Annotated in this window: 17 protein-coding genes; 3 read left to right on the top strand and 14 right to left on the bottom strand. The window is 44.6% G+C overall.

Annotated elements, in window-relative coordinates:
* Window positions 1-15: 15 nt before the first annotated feature.
* Window positions 16-978, bottom strand: a complete 963-nt coding sequence (locus DXA18_RS00970; protein ID WP_118382289.1) for a LysR family transcriptional regulator — start codon at window positions 976-978, stop codon at window positions 16-18.
* On the bottom strand, window positions 975-2,372 hold the full coding sequence (locus tag DXA18_RS00965) for an alanine/glycine:cation symporter family protein (RefSeq protein WP_118382288.1): 1,398 nt from the start codon (window positions 2,370-2,372) through the stop codon (window positions 975-977). Before DXA18_RS00965 ends, DXA18_RS00970 begins: the two co-directional genes overlap by 4 nt.
* Window positions 2,373-2,525: 153 nt before the next feature.
* Here DXA18_RS00965 and trpS point away from each other — a divergent pair, with 153 nt between their 5' ends.
* Entirely contained in the window at window positions 2,526-3,587 is a 1,062-nt protein-coding gene (trpS, locus tag DXA18_RS00960; RefSeq protein ID WP_118382287.1) for a tryptophan--tRNA ligase, read from the top strand.
* 64 nt (window positions 3,588-3,651) lie between these two features.
* Here the strand turns inward: trpS and DXA18_RS00955 are convergent, their stop codons facing one another.
* The 8 genes from DXA18_RS00955 to DXA18_RS00920 all read right to left on the bottom strand — a co-directional run bounded on the left by DXA18_RS00955 (window position 3,652) and on the right by DXA18_RS00920 (window position 11,331).
* Entirely contained in the window at window positions 3,652-4,269 is a 618-nt protein-coding gene (locus DXA18_RS00955) for a flavodoxin family protein (RefSeq protein WP_118382286.1), read from the bottom strand.
* Between the two features lie 32 nt (window positions 4,270-4,301).
* Window positions 4,302-5,291 (bottom strand): guanosine polyphosphate pyrophosphohydrolase, encoded by a 990-nt coding sequence (locus DXA18_RS00950; RefSeq protein ID WP_118382285.1) that lies wholly within the window; start codon window positions 5,289-5,291, stop codon window positions 4,302-4,304.
* A gap of 21 nt (window positions 5,292-5,312) precedes the next feature.
* Entirely contained in the window at window positions 5,313-6,632 is a 1,320-nt protein-coding gene (locus DXA18_RS00945) for a putative ABC transporter permease (RefSeq protein WP_118382284.1), read from the bottom strand.
* Window positions 6,633-7,250 carry a signal peptidase I gene (locus tag DXA18_RS00940; protein WP_118382283.1) on the bottom strand — a complete coding sequence of 206 codons (618 nt, stop codon included), beginning with the start codon at window positions 7,248-7,250 and terminating at the stop codon, window positions 6,633-6,635.
* A complete protein-coding gene (locus tag DXA18_RS00935; protein ID WP_118382282.1) occupies window positions 7,247-7,567 on the bottom strand; it encodes a hypothetical protein in 321 nt (106 codons plus the stop codon). Before DXA18_RS00935 ends, DXA18_RS00940 begins: the two co-directional genes overlap by 4 nt.
* A 279-nt stretch (window positions 7,568-7,846) precedes the next feature.
* Window positions 7,847-9,874 (bottom strand): diguanylate cyclase, encoded by a 2,028-nt coding sequence (locus DXA18_RS00930; RefSeq protein WP_118382281.1) that lies wholly within the window; start codon window positions 9,872-9,874, stop codon window positions 7,847-7,849.
* 98 nt (window positions 9,875-9,972) lie between these two features.
* Window positions 9,973-10,239, bottom strand: coding sequence for an Hpt domain-containing protein (locus DXA18_RS00925; protein WP_330424333.1), 267 nt, complete (start codon window positions 10,237-10,239; stop codon window positions 9,973-9,975).
* Window positions 10,240-10,389: 150 nt separating this feature from the next.
* A complete protein-coding gene (locus DXA18_RS00920) occupies window positions 10,390-11,331 on the bottom strand; it encodes a DMT family transporter (protein WP_243006987.1) in 942 nt (313 codons plus the stop codon).
* Between the two features lie 194 nt (window positions 11,332-11,525).
* Here DXA18_RS00920 and DXA18_RS00915 point away from each other — a divergent pair, with 194 nt between their 5' ends.
* A complete protein-coding gene (locus DXA18_RS00915) occupies window positions 11,526-12,500 on the top strand; it encodes a calcium/sodium antiporter (protein WP_118382280.1) in 975 nt (324 codons plus the stop codon).
* Window positions 12,501-12,521: 21 nt separating this feature from the next.
* On the opposite strand, the gene DXA18_RS00910 is transcribed toward DXA18_RS00915, so the two are convergent.
* Together DXA18_RS00910 and DXA18_RS00905 are read right to left on the bottom strand one after the other, a co-directional pair.
* Window positions 12,522-13,568 (bottom strand): response regulator transcription factor, encoded by a 1,047-nt coding sequence (locus DXA18_RS00910; RefSeq protein ID WP_118382279.1) that lies wholly within the window; start codon window positions 13,566-13,568, stop codon window positions 12,522-12,524.
* Window positions 13,569-13,616: 48 nt separating this feature from the next.
* A complete protein-coding gene (locus DXA18_RS00905; protein WP_118382278.1) occupies window positions 13,617-14,039 on the bottom strand; it encodes a cupin domain-containing protein in 423 nt (140 codons plus the stop codon).
* 252 nt (window positions 14,040-14,291) lie between these two features.
* Between DXA18_RS00905 and DXA18_RS00900 the strand changes: the two genes are divergently transcribed.
* Window positions 14,292-14,528 (top strand): hypothetical protein, encoded by a 237-nt coding sequence (locus DXA18_RS00900; protein ID WP_118382277.1) that lies wholly within the window; start codon window positions 14,292-14,294, stop codon window positions 14,526-14,528.
* A gap of 111 nt (window positions 14,529-14,639) precedes the next feature.
* On the opposite strand, the gene DXA18_RS00895 is transcribed toward DXA18_RS00900, so the two are convergent.
* Complete coding sequence (locus DXA18_RS00895; protein WP_243006992.1) at window positions 14,640-15,515, bottom strand: exonuclease domain-containing protein; 876 nt, start codon at window positions 15,513-15,515, stop codon at window positions 14,640-14,642.
* Window positions 15,505-16,035, bottom strand: coding sequence for a DNA-deoxyinosine glycosylase (locus DXA18_RS00890; RefSeq protein ID WP_199665524.1), 531 nt, complete (start codon window positions 16,033-16,035; stop codon window positions 15,505-15,507). Before DXA18_RS00890 ends, DXA18_RS00895 begins: the two co-directional genes overlap by 11 nt.
* Window positions 16,036-16,272 lie beyond the last annotated feature (237 nt).

Below are 16,272 nucleotides of genomic sequence, written 5' to 3'. Positions count from 1 at the left end.
TTATCCTAGTCCACGCTACAACATTTTTATTGTAGATGGATCATATTGCTTTCTGACCTCTTTTTTCATAATTTGAATCAGTTCATGCATTGCCTTCGTCACGTATTTTCCCTTGCGGTATACCACGGATACTTCCATATGTGTCCATGGATATTTCAGCCTAAAAAGCTGCAGTTCTCCGAGACTGTTATCCATAAGCAGCGTATGAAGAAGTGACGTCGGATAAAATGCAACACCGATGCCCGCCGCACACATTTCACCTACCGTCTCAATATTCTCCGTCTCTACCACTGTATGCGGTTTCATATTTTCCTCTTTGAAGATCTCATCTGCAACATCTCTGGAAATGTTGCCTTCTTTATTTAACAAAAAGGACATATCTTTCAGACAGCTGATTTTACCTGTCTGGATCAGGGTATTCCGAATGTAATCTGCTTTCTCCTTTGGCAGCTTCTTGAACAGATCCTCGGAGATAGCAAGCACCACATCCTCTTCCGCCAGTTCCGTGAATACCATATCTTTAGCATCTTCTGTGCATGGTCCTACCGCCATATCAATCGTCTCATCCCGCAGTGCCTCCCACAGTTCCCTGGTATTGCCCTCCAGAATATGCACCTCAATTAACGGATACTGCTCCATGAACTCCGGTAATACTTTCGGCAGGATCAGCCGGCCTCTGGTGTGCGAAATACCGATGGTCAGCTCGCCACGCTTTTCTTCCTTAACTTCGCTGATCTCCTGCAACATTGCCTGATAGCTGTCCTCCATCTGAACCGCATATTTATAGAAGATCTCTCCCGCTGCTGTAAGCTTCATCGGAGTCTTCCGGTCAATCAGAGAGATCCCTACATCCTTCTCCAGCGAAGCAATATGATTACTCAATGCCTGCTGGCTGATAAATAACTTCTCTGCCGCCCTGGTAAAATTCAATTCTCTTGCCGCTGTAATAAAATACACCAGATTCAAATGATTGATCATAAGGATAGTTCTCCTTTTTTCTTCTTCGTCTCATAGTCTTTCAACGATGCGATCGCTTCCTTCGATAATGGGAATAACGCTATCATATTAAATATTGTCATAAGACCGATTCCCACATCGCCAAGATCCCATACAAAGGTATAGGCTGCCTGACATCCGACGAATAGCATCACCAGTGCCAAAATCTTATACAATGTCTGAGACAGCCAATTATCGCCAAACAGATAGGCCACATTGCTGCGCGCATAAAACAGAATTCCAATAAACGTTGAAAAGCTGAACAGCAACAGCATCACGGCAATAAATACAACACCGGCCTGTCCCATATGATATTCCATAGCAGACTGCAGCAGATCCATACCTGCCAGTCCGCTTACGGTCTCTTCCGGTGCCAGAAGCATCAGCATGGCTGAGCAGCTGCAGATCACCAATGTATCAATAAACACGCCCAATGCCTGTAACAATCCTTCCTTTGTCGGATGATCGATATCTGCCGCTGCTGCCGCGCAAGGTGCCGAACCGGATCCTGCTTCATTTGAAAACAGTCCACGTTTAACTCCATTCATGATCACAGCACCAAAGCCGCCCGCTGCTACCTGACGAATGCCAAATGCCTCTGCAAAGATCCGTTCAAAGATTGCCGGAAGCTGTCCCACATTTTTCAAAATGATAAATACCGTTACAAAGAAATAGCATCCAGCCATGATCGGAACTACCACATCCAGTACTTTTACCGTCGCATTCTTCCGAAGTACGATCACCGCTGACACTATAGTCAATGCAACGGCTGTCCAAAGTGTCGGAATATGAAATGCATTTTTCAATGAAGTGGATACCGAATTACCGATCACCTGACTGATCCCACACCAGCAGATCAATCCGGAAATGGCAAACAGTACGGCCAGTACAGATCGTTTCAGCTTCTTTCCCCGTACACGTTCTGCAAGAGAATGCAGAAAATATGCCGGGCCTCCCCTATAACCGCCATAAAGCGGATCTTTTTCTTTATATATCTGTGCCAACGTTGCCTCAATAAATGCGGTAGCCGAACCTACAATTGCGGTTACCCACATCCAGAATACGGCACCGGCACCTCCTGCTGACACAGCCGCTACAACACCTACCAGATTTCCCATGCCGACTCTGGTGGCTGTTGATACGATCAATGCCTGCAGTCCGGAGAGTCCATCCGATTTCTTCTCCGTGGATACGGTAATCTTAATCATATCCGGAAAAAGACGGATTGGCAGAAACCTTGTCCTTATCATAAAGAAAATTCCAGCCGGAACAAGAATCAGTACCAGCAGAGACAGCGCCACTGAATTTCCTCCGGGAAGCGGAATCTTCACCAGGTCTCCCCATAGGAAATTATATATCCAATACACTATTTTCATTATACAAACCTCTCTCTTTCACATATATATCAATACTTTACACTATTAAAGCGATAATATCAACACCAATTATTGACAACCCCAGTACAGCACAGATATAATAAGATTTAGGCATTTTAATTGTACTTTTTTTCTGAAAGGAATTTAATAATTATGAAACAGGTTATCTTAACAGGAGACCGTCCGACCGGGCGTCTCCATGTAGGACACTATGTAGGTTCACTGAAAGAACGTGTCAAGCTTCAGAACTCAGGAAAGTTCGATGAGATTTACATCATGATCGCCGACGCACAGGCTCTGACAGACAACGCTGAGCATCCGGAGAAAGTTCGCCAGAATATTCTTCAGGTTGCACTGGATTATCTGGCATGCGGTATTGATCCTGAGAAGGCTACTATTTTCATCCAGTCCATGGTTCCGGAGCTTACAGAGCTTAGTTTTTATTATATGAACCTGGTGACTGTATCCCGTGTACAGCGTAACCCTACGGTAAAGGCTGAGATCCAGCAGCGTAACTTTGAAGCCAGCATTCCGGTTGGTTTCTTCTGCTATCCAATCAGTCAGGCAGCCGATATTACTGCATTCCGTGCAACTGCTGTTCCGGTTGGTGAAGACCAGATGCCAATGATCGAGCAGTGTAAGGAAATCGTTCACAAATTCAACAGCGTATACGGTGAGACTCTGACAGATCCTAAGATCGTACTTCCGGACAATCAGGCATGTCTCCGTCTGCCAGGTATCGATGGCAAAGCCAAGATGAGCAAATCTCTCGGCAACTGCATCTATCTGTCTGACGAAGCAGATGACATCCGTAAGAAGGTCATGTCCATGTTCACAGATCCGAACCACCTTCGTGTCGAAGATCCGGGACAGGTAGAAGGCAATCCGGTATTTATCTATCTGGATGCATTCAGCCGCCCAGAGCATTTTGCAGAGTTCCTGCCAGAGTATCAGAATCTGGACGAGCTTAAGGCTCACTACTCCAGAGGTGGACTTGGTGATGTTAAAGTCAAGAAGTTCCTGAATAACGTTCTTCAGGCTGAGCTTGCTCCGATCCGTGAGCGCCGTAAGATGTGGGAGTCACGCATCGAAGATGTATATGATCTTCTGAGAGTCGGCAGTGAAAAAGCCCGCGAAACTGCAGCTTCTACACTTCATGATGTACGTCACGCTATGAAGATCGACTACTTTGATGACAGTAACTTACTGAAATAAATTCAAAAGTGCTTATAAAAGCCATCGGCATTCAATAGAATCTGCCGATGGCTTTCGTAATCTCTTACCGTATAAAATTGGTCGGTGTCTTCGGCTCTGTCTCCGGCAGTCCGAACTTCTCTTTTCCAAGTTGGATACTCTTCATCAAGAATGTCATATTCCGTGCAAGTACGCGCATGGTCTGCATTCCTTCCAGATCCCTGCTTGCCTCTCCCGGTGCTGCACCATGTACACTGTTCCAGTACTGGCTGGACGCAACCGGCATACCTGAGATGGTAAAATACTTATTCAGCTCATCGAATGTTGCTGATAATCCACCTCGTCTTGCTACTACTACGCCGGCCCCCACCTTCATGGTTTTGGCAAACCCGGTGCTGTAGAACAAACGGTCAAGAACCGCAACCAGAGATGCATTGGCAGATGCATAATACACCGGACTTCCTACAACCAGTCCGTCTGCCTCCTCAAACTTCGGTGCAATCTCATTTACCAGATCGTCATATACACATTTACCAAGCTTACGACAGGCTCCACAGGCAACGCATCCGCGAATGGCATCATTACCAATATTCACGATCTCCGCCTCGATTCCCTCCTGCTCAAATACCTTCTTCATTTCCTGCAGCGCTGTGGCTGTATTGCCCTCTTTGTGCGGGCTTCCGTTGATCATTAATACTTTCATCTATATTGCCTCCTTTATGTAATATCTATCCTCTATTCTTCTGAATCCGTCTGAAATCTGGACAAATGCTCATACGGCAGAATCAAACGTCCCCGATACAGTCCGCATCCGTCATTTACATGGCTGTTATCCGTGGCTGCAAACATATTCACATCGAGATCTTTCATTTGAAGATTCAGAAGTTTCATGCCACGTTCGTAAGCATCATCAAAATACCTGCATTCACCTTCCGGGATCGCCTCTCTTCTGGATCGGTCTTTCTCCTGAGCCTTTTCATAGAGTCTGTGATTCGCCGAACCAATCTCCGCCACATCGTCCATTTCCTTCGTCCGGAGCTGCACCTCCACATAACTTCTGGAACTGTTATCATAGAATGTAATATGCAGCGACTGGTACTCATTGACCCCATTATGAGAAATATAATCCCGGAAATAAGGACGGACCTCATCTTTTAAAAGCGGTGAAGTACTCTCCATGATTCCCTCTGCAGGCTCCGCAGTAAATCCACGTTCTTCCAGAAACTCCGGCAGAATATTGGCAATCTGATATAGATACTCTAATTCCCGTTTTTTCCTGTCTTCCTCTGAATCCGTATAACATTTCGGTAACGAAATGACAATACGATAAGCAATAAAATCCCGGAAACAACTCAGTCTGTCTTTCAGCTGAGCCACAGATGGATAACTGCCGTATTTATCATAATAATCATAGATATATTCCACAATATACCCATTAAACTTCTCTTCTGCCCGGATCAGAGATTTGATCCGTCCCCGGAAAGTAAATGCAAGAAATGGATATTCCTTCGCCATATATCGATAAAATTCCCGTATTTTCTGAGACTGCGCAGTCAGGAAATCATTATGCTCCAGCATTTCCTGGATATGAATCAGAAAATTACTGTGAACCAGATCAATCTCATTATGATTAACCTTGGCATCTTTTCTCAGATCCCTGATGTAATTATTCAATATCCGGAAAATGGTACTTCCGGAATAGAGATAATCATTCAATGTTACCATCTTATCACCTTCCGTCTTCTGTTACTCCACTTTCAGTGCATTCGGGTAAATGCGCTGAAGTCTGGCATCATCAAATCGCTCATCCATCGTCTGCTGCCAGCTGTATGTGGCTTTCACACCATGTGCTCTCTGATCACTTCGTACTAACGCCATGATCGAAACTATCATATTACAACACATAAATACAATCAATATCCAGGTCAGAATTTTACCGATTTTCATCGGTATTTTCTCAATCCAACCGGAAATAACCGGATATAAAAGTTTCAGCCACACGACTGCCGCAATGCCCCAGAAAAAGCAATACAGCAGATTGATCCTGCCGCCCAGATTGAACGGAATATCGCTGTAATCCCAGAACACCTTACCAAATACGATCTCTGAGAACACGCTACACAGATACTCATATGCTCCTCCCAAAAAAGTGCCTGCCATAAATATGTATCGATCTGATCTGTCACGATACCGGTAAAGCAGCATCGTTGCGCCCGCAATACCAAGTCCCCAGACTACACTGAACGGTCCCCAAACCACACTGCTCCTGCTCATCCAGACACCTCCGGTGATCCTGCAAAATATCGTCTCTACGATGTCTCCTAAAAATGCACCGATCAGAAACAGCCAGACAATCTTATAAAATCCGCAGCCATAAGCAAATACAGTCGAAGACATCTCATCTCGCTCTGCCTTTTCAGCCAGAATCTCCGCACGTTTACCTTCTTTCTCCGGATAAGCTCTGCGGATACGGCGGTCGATCCATCCATAGATCTTCCTCTCCAGATTAGAACTGATACCGGTAAGCCACGAGTCAACTGCTTCCCACTGTTCCATCCTGCGGCTTCGTCCTGACAGAATAATCAGCGTCGCTGCCATATCAAGTACCAGCACACCCACCAGCACCCACAGCACTATCCTACCGACTGTATATGGCAACAGATGGTAGATGTCTTCCAGCAACGGATTCCCCCAGCGCATCATAACCGCACCAAGTGCTCCCCACAATACAGATGCAGACAGACAGATATAACCGTCCAGATTCCATTTACGATTTGAATAATCCCACCATCTCTCATGGTACATTCGCTCAATCATATGACCTGCCACCCATTCAATCACGGTAGCCAGAATCATACACTCAGCAAACAGCCAGAATCCCTGCAGTTCCTGGCAGAAAACTGTTATCACCGTCAATGCCACACCGTAGATGATACAAAACGGTGCATTGACAATACCTCTGTTTGTAAATTTTCTCCGACTCAGTGCTGCCGAAGCAGTCTCCAGTATCCAGCCAAGGAAGCTGGCACTGAAAAAGAGCCAGAGAAGCTCATATCCTGTGTACATTTATTCTTTTCCTTTATTCTCTTTCTTCTCACGAATCTCCCGAATCGCTTCCCGCACTGCCTCTTCTTCCTCTTCCTTGGCAATCTTACCAGCCAGCGATACCGTGCTTACTACATTACAGATCAATATTAATGCCAGAGGCACCAGAATCATCGGGATAAATATCAACGGATTCGCAGCCAGTCTCGACAGCTTGCCGATCAATGTTGAAGAACCGACCACCTTTCCGACCAGATATCTGGAATCCGCCGGATAGGCATCGATGACATTATTGCCATCTCCTTTGGTCTCATAGATATAATGGTCATCCTCCTGCTGAATCGACACTACGCGATGTGTATTAACTGCCCCATCCAGTGCCGGGTCTGATGAATAAAATGAGATCACATCTCCTTCTTTAATCTCAGAGGGATCTGTCTTTTTCACCAGAATCATCGTATCAACACCATACGTTGGCTCCATACTTCCCGTTGTAATGCGAAGCGCCGAATATCCTGCAATATTCGGTGCTTCTCCTGGTTTCGTCAATAATACAATAATTAATACAACAACTGCCAATGCAATGACCAGTACGGAAATAAGATTCACCAGAGCAAAAAATGCTTTCTTTATCTTCATTTCTCATCATCCTCTTTGGTCTGCTTACGATCACGTCGTTCCTGAAGTGTCTGTACAATATAGCGTGACAGACTGTTTGCTTCAGCCTTGGCAATTGCCTTTTCTTTTTCTTTCTCCGCAGCCAGCATACGCTGTACAGCATCTGCCGTCTCCTGCTTCGCACGTTCAATTTCATGCTCTGCGTCTTTACAGATGGCTGCAATCTGCTGCTCTGCGTCTTTATGTATGACCGCAATCTGCTGCTCTGCATCCTTGCGCACAGTTTCAACTTCCTGTGCAGCTTCTGCCTTCACTGCCTGAATCTCAGCATCCGTCACATCCTTTGCTGCCTGTGAGCGAATATCCCTTATTGCCCTGGCTGTCTGGTCTCTTCTGTCTCTTTTCTTGCAGCAAACCTTTTCATGTTTCTCAATTGAGCATACATATTTTATTATAAAAAATTATTCTTTCATACGCAACTATTTGAAACGGTGTTTTTTGTTTTCATAACAAAAAATAGCAAAAAAACAGACAGCCGCACTGCGACTGTCTGCCATAAATAACACTATCGTCCATTGAATTAACTGATAACTTAATATGTTTTTCGAGAGACTAGATTATAAATTCTGCCCCCCCCCGAAATTCACTGACTTTTCATACAATTTTTTAATTCCCTGGCCTTCTTTATCCTTGGAATCGAACATCTCATTGCCTTCTGCGTATACAGTGTCATAGATGTCATCCTGTATATCCTTGAGGCACTCCAGAAGCAACGGATTAAATATGCCACATTCTCCATTAAAGATCATCTTCATCGCTGTCTCATGCGAGAAGCTCTTCTTGTATACACGCTTACTTACAAGTGCATCATATACATCCGCAAGTGATACCACCTGCGCCGAAATCGGAATCTCTTCCCCTTTTAGACCATCCGGATAGCCTCTTCCGTCATAACGCTCATGATGCCATCTGCACACCCGATATGCAGTCTTAACCAAAGGCTCATCCTGATACATGGTCAGTTCTTCCAAGATTGAAGCTCCGATCACAGTATGCTGCTTCATGATCTCAAATTCTTCATCTGTCAGCTTGCCACGCTTGTTCAGAATCTTATCATCAATACCGATCTTACCAATATCGTGAAGGGATGATGCCATCACGATTGTCTCGCGATCCTGCCAGGTCAGATCATACTTATCCGTCTTCTGCACAAGTCTGCTCAGGAGCATCTTAGTCAGTACGTTGATATGCTGTACATGTGCTCCGCTTTCTCCGTTACGAAACTCAACGATGTGGCTCAGAATACCGACCATGATCTGACGGTTCTGCTCCTTGTCTTTCATCTGCTCTGACAAAATGGATGTCAGACGCCTCTGCTTTGCATACAGCTTGATCGTATTATACACACGTCTGCGCACAATCATAGCATCATACGGACGTCTGATATAATCGGATACTCCCATCTCATATGCTGTTCTGATAAAGGTATTCGAATCCTCACTGGATATCATGATAACCGGAATATCATCGATAATCCCTTTACTATTCATCTTCTCCAGCACTTCAAATCCATCCATAACAGGCATCACAACATCCAGAAGAACCAGTGAGATCCGCCGGCCGTACCTGGACAGCATATCCAGTGCCTCTTCGCCATTTTCTGCCTCCAGTGTATCAAAATTGTCCTTCAGCATCTCACACAGAATGGCTCGGTTCATCTCCGAATCATCTACGACCAGGATACACTGATCAGACTTCTTCTTACCTGCAGACAGCACTGCATGCTCTGGCATCTCTATAATTCCCCATTCCGTCGAAATCGAATTCTTATGTGTCTTTGCCTGATACATATATCTATCTGCTCTTGCCGCGACGTCGCAAATCGCCTCATTCTTCGCCATGACGCCGCCGATGCTAACCGTTATCTGCTGATTATGGCTGTTCGATACTTCTGCAGATGAGATCAGTCTTCGGATCTCTCTGAGCTTTCCATCGAAGTTATCCTGAGAAATGCCAGGCATCACCAACAGAAATTCATCGCCGCCGATACGCACCAACGAATCTGTCTTACGGATCAGATTCAGGATCACAGATACCTCTGTCTTTAAAATCCGATCTCCGATATCATGTCCGTATGTATCATTCGCCAGCTTAAAATCATCCAGATCAAATATTGCAACACCGGCAGACAAGACACGTTTTTTCAAGTGCTCCTCATAATAGCGTCTGTTATATGCTCCGGTCAGCGCATCTGTGTACAAGGCTTTATAAAACACTTCTGCGTCCTGACTCTCCTGACTGTCGATTGCATTCTCTATATTGCTGTCTGAATCATCAAGAGTCTGGATCAGTTCCATAACATACGGCTTACCATCAATCTCCAGATATCTGGCAGTCACTTCATAAAGCTCTGAGCCAATATATTTAAGCTTCGTCTTCTGTCTGCGTTCTTTTATTGACATCACAGACACACAGTCTTGGCAGTACTCACCACCGCCAAGGCATGACTCACGCCAACATGCATCATCTGAATTATCCACGCACAGCTCATCTCTGCTCAGTAAACGCACTTTACTATATACTTTTGAAAGGATGTCCATCTCCATCCTTGCCTGTTCCATCGTTCTCTTGATGTCTGTCCTCATTGTCTATCCTCTGTTCTCGTTCTGCCATCTGCGAATTGCATTCTCTGTTCTCTGATATTCTCTGTCAACTGCCGCCTGAGATGCTTCACTTCCTTCGATCACGCGCCCCCGCAGATCCTCTGTAGCTGCGCACTCACTTCATACAGTGAACTAAAACCCAGATTCAGACAGACACCTTTTAATGTATGTGCGCCGCGGAATGCCGTCTCTGCATCTCCGGCTGCAATACCATCTTTTATCATCTGATAACTTTTATCATCCAAAAAGCGCAGTGTAAAACGTTCTACCAGGCTGTCACTGCCCATACGCCGAAGTACATCTTCATAATCTGCGCCCATTTCTTTGTAACATTCTTTAATATCCATTTCTTCCTCCTGTATTCCCGATAACTCAAGAAGTATGATGATAAAAGTCTAACTACCGAGAATGTGTGTAAATCTCAATTTTTATTATAGTCTATCGCAAAAGCTATCACAAGTACAACTTTCGCAATGTTCAACCAATGATCAAGCTGATCATTTTTCCGCCTTTTTAGGCAAAGATAATATCACTACAGCACCAATAATACCGACAAATCCAAGCAAATCCATCACCGAAAATGCCACACCCATAAATAATACAGATGCGATCGTTGCCGTCAACGGCTCTACAGATGCAAACAGACTCGCTCTGGATCCGCCGATCAGGCGCACTCCTTCCATGTAGAATCCGAAAGAAAGTACTGTTCCTACAATAATAACCACACCTGTACAGAGAAACGTCTGCCAGTCCCAAGTAATAAGCGGTGTGGTATTCCACGGTCTCACAAACGGAAGCAGGGCGATGCCGCTGACCAGCATACCCCATCCTACGATTGCAAACGTACTGTACTCATCCATCAGATTACCCGGAAGCAGGTTATAGAATACCGTTGCCACTGCTGACATAAGTCCGAGCACCAGGGTTGTCTTAGAAATGCTGAGTTCTGTTAGGTGTCCATGCGTTGCAAGCAGGATAATTCCGCCAAAAGCAAGAATCAGAGCCACGCGCTCTGACAGCTCCGGAAGCTTTCGATTACGGATGGACAGATATATCATGATCATAACCGGTGCCGTATATTGAAGCACTGTTGCGATGCCCGCATTGGAATCGTCCACTGCCATATAATAAGTCATCTGGCAGGTAGCAATACCGATCACGCCATACAGGATCATACGGATCGTATGGCGGGCATTCTTCCACACCCGAAAAGTATCTTTTTTCTGCTTCATATAGACAGTTGTTAACAGTATCAGTCCGGCAATGATCAGCCGGACATTAACCAGCCACTGCGCCGTCATCCCTTTATGTTCAAATGAATACTTGCCAAAGACGCCTGCAAGTCCCCAGAACACGCCGCCCATCAATGTAAGTGCTGTTCCCCGCATGGTCTCACGCCGCCTCATTTTCTCTGACATTTCTATATTAGTATTTTCCACTTTAACCCTCTCACTCTCTTTTGTAATTACACACTGCATTTATTGTAGCAAAAACGTATCTGGAATCCAACCCTCATTTTCGACGCGTTTTCATACTTTCTGTCATTGACAAGCCTTCATCCTTCTACTATAGTTAAATAAATATGCATTTTTTACATCTGCATGGATTATAGAAAAGAAAACGAGGTCATTGTATGAATCTGTTAAAAGAAATTCTTATATTAGTGATCGGCTTTGTACTGCTGATTAAAGGTGCTGATTATTTTGTGGAAGGGAGCTCTTCCGTTGCCAGACGTCTGAAAGTACCGTCTCTCATCATCGGTATGACGATCGTAGCAATGGGTACCAGTCTCCCGGAATGCGCAGTCAGCGTAACTGCTTCCCTGGCAGGCAATAACACTCTGGCTGTCAGCAATGTAGTCGGTTCTAATATATTCAATCTGATGGTTGTCTGCGGAGTCTGTACACTGTTTGCTCCACTGACTATTAAAAAGGATACATTACAGAAAGAATTCCCACTTTCCATCCTCTGTGCCATCCTGCTGATGTTTCTCGGATACTTCGGCATGACACTGGGACACGTAGAAGGTGTGATTCTCCTGATCATCTTTGTCGGATATCTCCTGTGGATGATCCAGGCTGCCAGAACTGCCCGTAAAAAGCATATAAAAGAACGTCTGATGACCGAAGAAGTGGAATTTACTGAAGATGATATTGATATTCTTCCGGTCTGGAAATGTCTGATCTTCATCGTCGGTGGTATGATCGCCATCAAATACGGCGGTGACTTTGTTGTAGATGGTGCATCTGTGATTGCAGCAGGGCTCGGTCTCAGCCAGACACTGATCGGCCTTACTATCGTAGCTACCGGAACTAGCCTTCCGGAACTTGTCACTTCCATTGTTGCAGCGCGCAAGAATGAAGTAGACATGGCACTTGGTAATGTCATCGGTTCCAACATTTTCAACATCTTATTTGTACTCGGCATCGCAGCATCCATCAGTCCGGTTGCGTTTCTGTTGGAGAATATCATCGACATTATTATCCTGGTAATCATGAGTCTGATCGTCATGGCCTTTGCATGGACTTCCCAGACGATCAAACGTAACGAAGGCATCATCATGCTGGTGCTTTATGCTGTTTATCTCGTGTACATCTGTATACGATAATAATACTTTGCTTATTCACCATTATCTGAGCATATATTCATTCAACTGACTTCTCTTGTCGATATTTAACTTCGTATACACTGTAGACAGATGTTGTTTGACTGTACGCTCGGATAACCGCATATGCTCCGCAATCTCTGCATTGCTCCATCCTCTGCTCGCCAACATGGCAATGGTGAATTCTGTTGTTGTCAGATTATCCACCACTTCTTCATTGGTATCTGAATTATGGATCCTGCGCCATCCATAACTGAACCGGTATGTAATCTCGATAATTCTCTTATAATCTTCCGGCCAGTCATCCCGCATACAGGTCTCGATCAATCCCTGCAATAACCCATGATGTTCTCCGATACCCTCAATCAGATCGTCTGGTCTGGCTGTCTCCCATGCATCCATAAAATACTTTTTAGCAAGCTCGGTTTTTCGAAGATTCATGGCATCCATAGCTCCCATCAGATCCAGATAGATCCGTGCGATCGGATAGGTCTTTGTGCTCATACTCTGACAGGCCTGTACTATTCCTAAGGACTGTCCATATTCCTGCTTCAGGTACGCTTCATGCGCCATTACGTAGCATCCCCAGAACCGCATTCCTTCCGGAAGGAAACGGATGCTCTCTGCCATGTTCGGAAGTCCGTCTGTCGGCAGATGAAGAAGCACCCTCGATGCACCGCCTATAAATGCCAGCAACGCCTTATTCGCCTGATCTGCATGTTCATACTGTGCCAGGCTCTCCTGCAGGCGGTCCAGCCCTCGCCTCGCATCACGGATATGATTAAGCGACAGATTCGCAAAGGAACAGATCAGACAGGCAGACATCCGAACCATCGCATTCTCGTGATTCAGATATGGGCTGGCATATTCTACCGCCTTCTCATGCTGTCCACTGAAATAATAATACTCCGCATATGCCATTTTCTTCACATCCGGATCTGTCAAGGACTCTATAAACTCCATACATGTTCCCGGTTCAAATGCAGTATTCATCAGAAGCATAGGAATGTATTCCTGAACTGTCATCGTCATTGGTACTGCAGTCATTTCCTCTGCTGTAACGTTCTTCATCTCGTTCCGCCCCCTTGTATATTATAATTATAACATATTTTTTCCTGCTCACCTGTGCAAATCGTCCGTTTTCGTCTGATTAACCGTCCCCTTCCGGTAATGCGGCGGTGCATAGATCACGGAAAGTTTCAGCGGTATCTTGCCAATATTAATGATATTGTGCCAGTTTCCCGATGGTACAAACACTGCATCTCCGCGGCACATGCTCTCCTGCAGATCCATACATTTTCTGCATCTGCCAACCTTCACGATCGCATTGCCCTGCTCCACTCTGATATACTGATCCATGTCTTTATGAAACTCAGGTCCTGTCTCTTCGCAGGCAGAAATACTCATTACCGTCATCTGCAGATAACATCCTGTCCATACAGCTCTCCGATAATTCCGGTTCTGTATCGTGCACTGCTCCGCATTAACTACATACGGATTCATGCCATAATCTCTCTGCTCTGCACATTTCTCACAGTTCATGCCATGCCTCACATTTTTCTTCTCAATTTAAGTATATGTATCTCACTGGAAAATGTGTCCGCGAAGGGCAAATGCTTTAAATTCTTCAATAAATTTCTTCATGTTCTCTTCCTTGTACCTTATGATAAGTTTTCCTTAATACACAGTGTATCTCACAACAGATACATTTTCAACTTCTTCATTCTGGTTGACTCATACTGATTTTTTCAGTATAATCCAATAGAACTTTACAACACACGGAGGATAATAAATATGGATTTTCGTCAGATTGCTATGATACAGAAATTAAAGTCCGATATGAATCTCTTTCGGGCTAATCATCCGAAATTTCCGATGTTCCTGAAAGCAGTATCACAGGATGCTATAGAGGAAGGTTCGATCATCGAGATCAGCGTCACTACGCCAGAAGGCAAAAAGTACTGTACCAATGTCAAGCTGAAAGCAGACGACATTGCACTGTTTGAATCACTGAAATCAATACAGCGGTAAGAAAATAGGAGGAATTTCCCGGTTAAGTGAAATTCCTCCGTTTAATCACAGTCATACTTTCTTTTTTCCTTTACTCATCTTCTCTGCCTTCCTCTCGCGCCAGAATCCCCACTACATGTGAGAAACCTGCTCTATATATTCCTCCAATGTTGGAAATGACAGATCTTCTCCCATGCACACTGCCAGCATATCATCACGCAATGCCTTTGCCTCCATTGATTCCATCTGCTCAAGCTCCTGCATAACATCCTGACTCTTTTTCAGCAGACTCACTGGGACGTTATCCCATTTTTCATGGAATCTCCTGCACCGGCAGTATAATTCCTTATCTGCGAGATATGACCGCATAGCCTCTACCATATACTTCGGGCACCCATTCATATCCATATGCCGGATCACATTTTTCAGATCAATCGCATCCGATAGTGCATCATGACATACCTCATTACCCAGTCCGCACAAATATTTCAAGTTCGCAATGCCAATACTGCGCAGTTTCAGTTTTCGGGAATAAATCACTTCGATATCCTTCATCATACGAAGCATACGATTTACGATTTTTCTGGACTTTTTTGAAATCATCTCCCGATACTCCATAAGATCTCTCTGAATCACGATCTTGTCCGGTCCCCATACGAAGATATGCTCCACTTCATGCTCGTCCAGCTTTTTACCAACTTGTTCCATCACTTTTTCATAAGATGGTGCATGACTAAGATCCTTTTCTGTAATTCCTGTAAGCTCCCGGAATTTATCATGCAATCCGCCTTCCATATGAATGTATGAATGAAATCTGTCCACTTCCTCAAAACCACTGCGACAGATTACCATTCCAACAGATACCAGTTTCGCCGGGCGACCATGCTTCTGCTGTGTTGTTAGATACTCTGTATCCAGAAATGCAACTGTTTCATTCTTTAATATATCCCATACAACCAGAGTCTCTTTGGGCTGCTCTTTTCTATATATTCTCTTTTTATGCTTCATCTTTGTCACCGCAAAGTCCTCCCAGTATATAATCTCGTATCACTTTATATGCCTCATACAATTCCTCATAATGGACACGGCAATTTGCCGGACTGGTCGATGGCAGACAGATAATCTCCCGCCCGGTCTCTTTTTGACAATACCTTTTATATAATTGCGCCGCTTTCTGCCCGGTTGCAAATATTGCCTGAATATCAGCTTCTTTTAATATCCGGTTCATATCATTCGGCTCCGGATTGCGGATACTGCTGTCGTCCGCACCATGTATCTCACAACCTGCCAGCACATCCCATACCGCAATATGATTCCGCAGTGCAAATGCAATCTTCTCTTCCTTTGTCTCTGGTAAAGCCTCTCCGCACACATCCGAAACAACTTTCCAAAAACGATTCCTCGGATGGCCATAATAGAATCCCACTTCTCTGGACTTTGGCGATGGCATGGTGCCAAGCATCAATACTTTGGAATCCTTATCATATATCGGTTGAAATTCATGTGTCACATGTTCCATTTCGTTCATTTTCTTCTGCCCTCATAGTCTTTTATCTGCCTGTTTTCTTCTCTATCTTCGACAGACTCCCATACATGGTTCCTGGTACAAGCACAATCTCTCCATCAGTAAGTTCTTTTACCTTTCTATGTATCGTAGTACGATATACAAAGCATATCGCACTGCGATATAATTATCAATAGTCTTTAGTTGTTTTTGATTGTTAACCAATCACACGTATGTGGTTGACAATCTGTTTTTCACGTG

It is taken from the genome of Dorea sp. AM58-8, assembly GCF_003464045.1.
In the GTDB taxonomy this organism is placed as follows: domain Bacteria; phylum Bacillota; class Clostridia; order Lachnospirales; family Lachnospiraceae; genus Claveliimonas; species Claveliimonas ammoniilytica.
The sequence above is the reverse complement of the archived record's forward strand: the minus strand, read 5'-3'. Positions and strand labels throughout refer to the sequence as shown.

What these genes read in the sequence shown, in the direction of transcription:
- DXA18_RS00970 (WP_118382289.1), bottom strand. Translation starts at nt 978, where the DNA reads ATGATCAATCATTTGAATCTGGTGTATTTTATTACAGCGGCAAGAGAA.
- DXA18_RS00965 (WP_118382288.1), bottom strand. Translation starts at nt 2,372, where the DNA reads ATGAAAATAGTGTATTGGATATATAATTTCCTATGGGGAGACCTGGTG.
- trpS (WP_118382287.1), top strand. Translation starts at nt 2,526, where the DNA reads ATGAAACAGGTTATCTTAACAGGAGACCGTCCGACCGGGCGTCTCCAT.
- DXA18_RS00955 (WP_118382286.1), bottom strand. Translation starts at nt 4,269, where the DNA reads ATGAAAGTATTAATGATCAACGGAAGCCCGCACAAAGAGGGCAATACA.
- DXA18_RS00950 (WP_118382285.1), bottom strand. Translation starts at nt 5,291, where the DNA reads ATGGTAACATTGAATGATTATCTCTATTCCGGAAGTACCATTTTCCGG.
- DXA18_RS00945 (WP_118382284.1), bottom strand. Translation starts at nt 6,632, where the DNA reads ATGTACACAGGATATGAGCTTCTCTGGCTCTTTTTCAGTGCCAGCTTC.
- DXA18_RS00940 (WP_118382283.1), bottom strand. Translation starts at nt 7,250, where the DNA reads ATGAAGATAAAGAAAGCATTTTTTGCTCTGGTGAATCTTATTTCCGTA.
- DXA18_RS00930 (WP_118382281.1), bottom strand. Translation starts at nt 9,874, where the DNA reads ATGAGGACAGACATCAAGAGAACGATGGAACAGGCAAGGATGGAGATG.
- DXA18_RS00925 (WP_330424333.1), bottom strand. Translation starts at nt 10,239, where the DNA reads ATGGATATTAAAGAATGTTACAAAGAAATGGGCGCAGATTATGAAGAT.
- DXA18_RS00915 (WP_118382280.1), top strand. Translation starts at nt 11,526, where the DNA reads ATGAATCTGTTAAAAGAAATTCTTATATTAGTGATCGGCTTTGTACTG.
- DXA18_RS00910 (WP_118382279.1), bottom strand. Translation starts at nt 13,568, where the DNA reads ATGAAGAACGTTACAGCAGAGGAAATGACTGCAGTACCAATGACGATG.
- DXA18_RS00905 (WP_118382278.1), bottom strand. Translation starts at nt 14,039, where the DNA reads ATGAACTGTGAGAAATGTGCAGAGCAGAGAGATTATGGCATGAATCCG.
- DXA18_RS00900 (WP_118382277.1), top strand. Translation starts at nt 14,292, where the DNA reads ATGGATTTTCGTCAGATTGCTATGATACAGAAATTAAAGTCCGATATG.
- DXA18_RS00895 (WP_243006992.1), bottom strand. Translation starts at nt 15,515, where the DNA reads ATGAAGCATAAAAAGAGAATATATAGAAAAGAGCAGCCCAAAGAGACT.
- DXA18_RS00890 (WP_199665524.1), bottom strand. Translation starts at nt 16,035, where the DNA reads ATGAACGAAATGGAACATGTGACACATGAATTTCAACCGATATATGAT.